4 protein-coding genes are annotated in these 3,781 nt (G+C 63.6%); 3 read left to right on the top strand and 1 reads right to left on the bottom strand.

The annotated features are described in order from the left end of the window. Positions 1-37 precede the first annotated feature (37 nt). Positions 38-1,030 carry a porphobilinogen synthase gene (gene hemB, locus ACP5E6_RS08400; RefSeq protein ID WP_427953742.1) on the bottom strand — a complete coding sequence of 331 codons (993 nt, stop codon included), beginning with the start codon at positions 1,028-1,030 and terminating at the stop codon, positions 38-40. A gap of 381 nt (positions 1,031-1,411) precedes the next feature. Between hemB and rpiB the strand changes: the two genes are divergently transcribed. From rpiB to nrdR, 3 genes are read left to right on the top strand one after another with little or no spacing between them, the layout of a single operon-like run. Continuing rightward, the gene (rpiB, locus tag ACP5E6_RS08395) at positions 1,412-1,861 is read left to right on the top strand and encodes a ribose 5-phosphate isomerase B (protein WP_427953740.1); all 450 of its coding nucleotides are present in this window, start codon (positions 1,412-1,414) and stop codon (positions 1,859-1,861) included. Then, on the top strand, positions 1,858-3,156 hold the full coding sequence (gene glyA, locus ACP5E6_RS08390) for a serine hydroxymethyltransferase (protein WP_427953738.1): 1,299 nt from the start codon (positions 1,858-1,860) through the stop codon (positions 3,154-3,156). The genes rpiB and glyA overlap by 4 nt, the downstream gene beginning before the upstream one ends. A 6-nt stretch (positions 3,157-3,162) precedes the next feature. Then, positions 3,163-3,618, top strand: a complete 456-nt coding sequence (nrdR, locus tag ACP5E6_RS08385) for a transcriptional regulator NrdR (protein WP_427953736.1) — start codon at positions 3,163-3,165, stop codon at positions 3,616-3,618. Positions 3,619-3,781 lie beyond the last annotated feature (163 nt).

Here is a 3,781-nt window from a genome sequence, read left to right as displayed (position 1 = left end):
TGTTGCCGCTGCTGCGTCAACTTAATCGCATATCGCTCTATCGCTTGAGCAGCTGCGCCGCCTCGACCGCGAAATAGGTCAGCACGCCTGAGGCGCCGGCCCGGCGAAAGCCAAGCAGGGTTTCAAGGATGCCGCGTTCACGGTCGATCAATCCCCGTTCCATCGCCGAAGCCAGCATCGCGTATTCACCGGACACCTGATAGGCGAAGGTGGGGACGTGGAATGTGTCGTGGACCCGGCGGACGATGTCGAGATAGGGCATGCCGGGCTTGACCATGACCATGTCGGCCCCTTCATCGAGATCCATCGCGACCTCGCGCAGCGCCTCGTCGGAATTGGCGGGGTTCATCTGGTAGGTTTTCTTGTCGCCTTTCAGGGCGGCATTGGAACCGAGCGCCTCGCGGAACGGACCGTAGAAGGCCGAGGCGTATTTCGCGGCGTAGCTCATGATGCGGGTGTGGATCAGGCCTTCGGCGTCGAGTGCGGCGCGGATGCTGCCGATCCGCCCGTCCATCATGTCCGAGGGGGCGATGATGTCGATGCCGGCGAGGGCCTGGTTGACCGCCTGGCGTTCCAGAATATCGACCGATTCGTCGTTGGCGACATAGCCGTCGCGCAGCACGCCGTCGTGCCCGTGATCGGTATAGGGGTCGAGCGCGACATCGCCGATCAGGCCGAGATCGGGGAATTCGGCTTTCAGAAGTCGCGCGGCCTGGCAGATCAGATTGTCCGGATTGAGCGCTTCGGTGCCCTCGGCGGTCTTGAGGTCGGGCGGCGTTGCGGGGAACAAAGCGATGGCGGGGATGCCGAGCCGGGCTGCCTCTTCGACATGGGCGGCCAGACGGTCGAGCCCGACGCGGACGACACCGGGCATCGTGCTCACCGGCGTCGGCTCGCCCTCGCCAGCGCGGATGAAGATCGGCCAGATCAGATGATCGACCGAGAGCGTGGTTTCGGCAACCATCCGGCGGGTCCAGGGATCGAAGCGGTTGCGCCGCAGACGGGTGGTGGGGAAACTGCCGGTGATCATGCTCGTGCTCCTGAACGCTGAACCTGATGCCGACATCGCGCGAAGCCGGGCAATGCGCAAGGTTTGGCGGGTTTTGATGGGGGTGATGCTGCGTTGGTGCGGGGCGATCACGGCTTCGGTGCGCCGATGATGTTGGGTTGCTTCCGGAAGTAAGGGGAAGGCTTCTTTTTTGTAAAAAAGAAGCAAAAAACTTCTGTTCCTCTGGGCCACGGGCGGTTTCACCCGCACAGACCAAAATAAATGAAAATTTTTTGCTTCTTTTTTACAAAAAAGAAGCCCTACCCTTCCCTTCCTGCCCGCGCCAGGTCCGTCGCCCCGATCATACGCGATCGTCGGATGAGACAGGTTTCGCGTGTGGGGGTGGCGTGCTAAAGCGCGGGGATGAGCACGAAAACCCTGGTCGTCGGCGCTGATCACGCCGGCTTTGCCCTGAAGGACACTCTGGCCCAGGCCGCGCGCGATGCCGGCTGGTCGGTGATCGATTGCGGTACCAACTCGCCGGCGAGCGTCGATTATCCTGATATCGCCCATGCGGTGAGCGCGCAGCTCGAAGCGGGTGCGGCGCAATTTGGTCTGCTGGTCTGCGGTTCGGGCATCGGCATGGCGATTGCCGCCAACCGGCATGCCGGGGTGCGGTGCGCCCAGGCGCATGACGCGACCGAGGCGAAATTGTCGCGTTTGCACAATAATGCCAACATGCTGGCCCTCGGCGCGCGGACCACCGGCGAGGTCGTGGCGCTCGATGCGTTGCACGCGTTTCTCTCAACCGATTACCAAGGTGGGCGGCACGATCTGCGGCTCGCGAAACTCAACCCGGAGCCGGCACGATGAACCAGCAGAGCCCGATCACCAGTATGGACCGGTTTTTCAATGCCGCCCTCGCGGAAACCGACCCCGAAATCGCCGCCGCGATCGCGCGGGAACTCGCGCGCGAGCAGGACGGCATCGAGCTGATCGCCTCGGAAAACATCGTCTCGCGCGCGGTGCTGGAAGCGCAGGGATCGGTGTTGACCAATAAATACGCCGAAGGCTACCCCGGCAAGCGCTATTACGGCGGGTGCGCGGCGGTCGATATTGCGGAACTCCTGGCGATCGAGCGGGCGAAACAATTGTTTTCCTGCGCCTATGCCAATGTGCAGCCGAATTCGGGTTCGCAGGCCAATCAGGCGGTGTTTCTGGCGTTGCTGAATGCGGGCGACACCATTCTCGGCATGTCGCTCGCGGCCGGCGGACATCTGACGCATGGCGCGGCGCCGAACCTGTCCGGCAAATGGTTCAAGCCGGTGCAATACGGCGTGCGGCGCGAGGATGGCGTGCTCGACTACGAGGAGCTGGAAAGCCTGGCCCGCGCGCACAAGCCGCGCCTGATCATCGCGGGTGGTTCGGCCTATCCGCGCTTCATCGATTTCCCGCGCATCCGCCGGATTGCCGATGAGGTGGGCGCTTATTTCATGGTTGACATGGCGCATTTCGCCGGGCTGGTCGCGGCCGGAATTTTCCCCTCGCCGCTGCCGCATGCGCATGTCGTCACCACAACGACTCACAAGACGCTGCGCGGGCCGCGCGGCGGGATGATTCTGAGTAACGACCTCGACCTCGGCAAGAAGTTCAATTCGGCGGTGTTTCCCGGCTTGCAGGGCGGGCCGCTGATGCATGTGATCGCGGCGAAGGCGGTGGCGTTCGGCGAGGCGCTGCGGCCGGAGTTTCGCGCCTACCAGAAGGCGCTCGCGGAAAATGCCAAGGTTCTGGCCGCGACTCTGGTGGATGGCGGCGTCGATATCGTCACCGGCGGCACCGATTCGCATTTGATGCTGGTCGATCTGCGGCCGAAAAACGTCACCGGCAAGGCGGCCGAAGCCTCGCTGGAACGGGCGCATATGACGGCGAACAAGAACGCCATTCCGTTCGATCCGGCGAAGCCGGCGGTGACGTCCGGCATCCGGCTCGGCACGCCGGCGGCGACGACGCGCGGCTTCGGGACGGCGGAGTTCCGGCTGGTGGGGCAGTATATCGTCGAGGTGCTCGATGGGCTGTCGACCTCGAATGACGGTACGAACGACGCGGTCGAGGCGGCGGTGGGGGCAAAAGTGCTCGAATTGTGCAAGCGCTTTCCGATCTATCGGTAAGGAGCGATGCGCTGCCCGTTCTGCGGCGAGGCTGACACGCAGGTTAAGGACAGCCGCCCGACCGAGGATGGCAGCGCGATCCGCCGGCGGCGGTTCTGCCCGCAATGCAGCCAGCGCTTCACCACGATCGAGCGGGTGCAACTGCGTGAGCTGGTGGTGGTCAAGGCGGATCAGCGCCGGGTGGCGTTCGACCGGGACAAGCTGGCGCGCTCGGTGCGGATCGCGTTGCGCAAGCGGCCGATCGACGATGAGCGGATCGAGCGGATCGTCAATGGCATCGTGCGCAAGCTGGAAGCCTCCGGCGAGGCGGAGATTGTCTCGCACGAGATCGGCGAGCTGGTGATGGATACGCTCAAGGAGGTCGATGCGGTGGCCTATGTGCGCTTTGCCTCGGTCTATCGCGATTTCCGGGAGGCCCAGGATTTCAAGGCGTTTCTCGGCACCATGGACAAGCCTGAATGACCGATGCGGAGCATCAAGCGGGAATGCCCGATGCGGAGCATCAAACGGGAATGCCCGATGCGGAGCATCAAACAAGAATGACCGATGCGGAGCATCAAACGAGAATGACCGATGCGGAGTATATGACGGCGGCGATCGCGCTCGCGCGGCGCGGCCTGGGCGA

It is taken from the genome of Acidiphilium sp., from assembly GCF_049977125.1.
Taxonomy (GTDB): Bacteria; Pseudomonadota; Alphaproteobacteria; order Acetobacterales; family Acetobacteraceae; genus Acidiphilium.
Note: the sequence above shows the minus strand (reverse complement) of the source record. Positions and strands in the feature narration are given on the sequence as shown.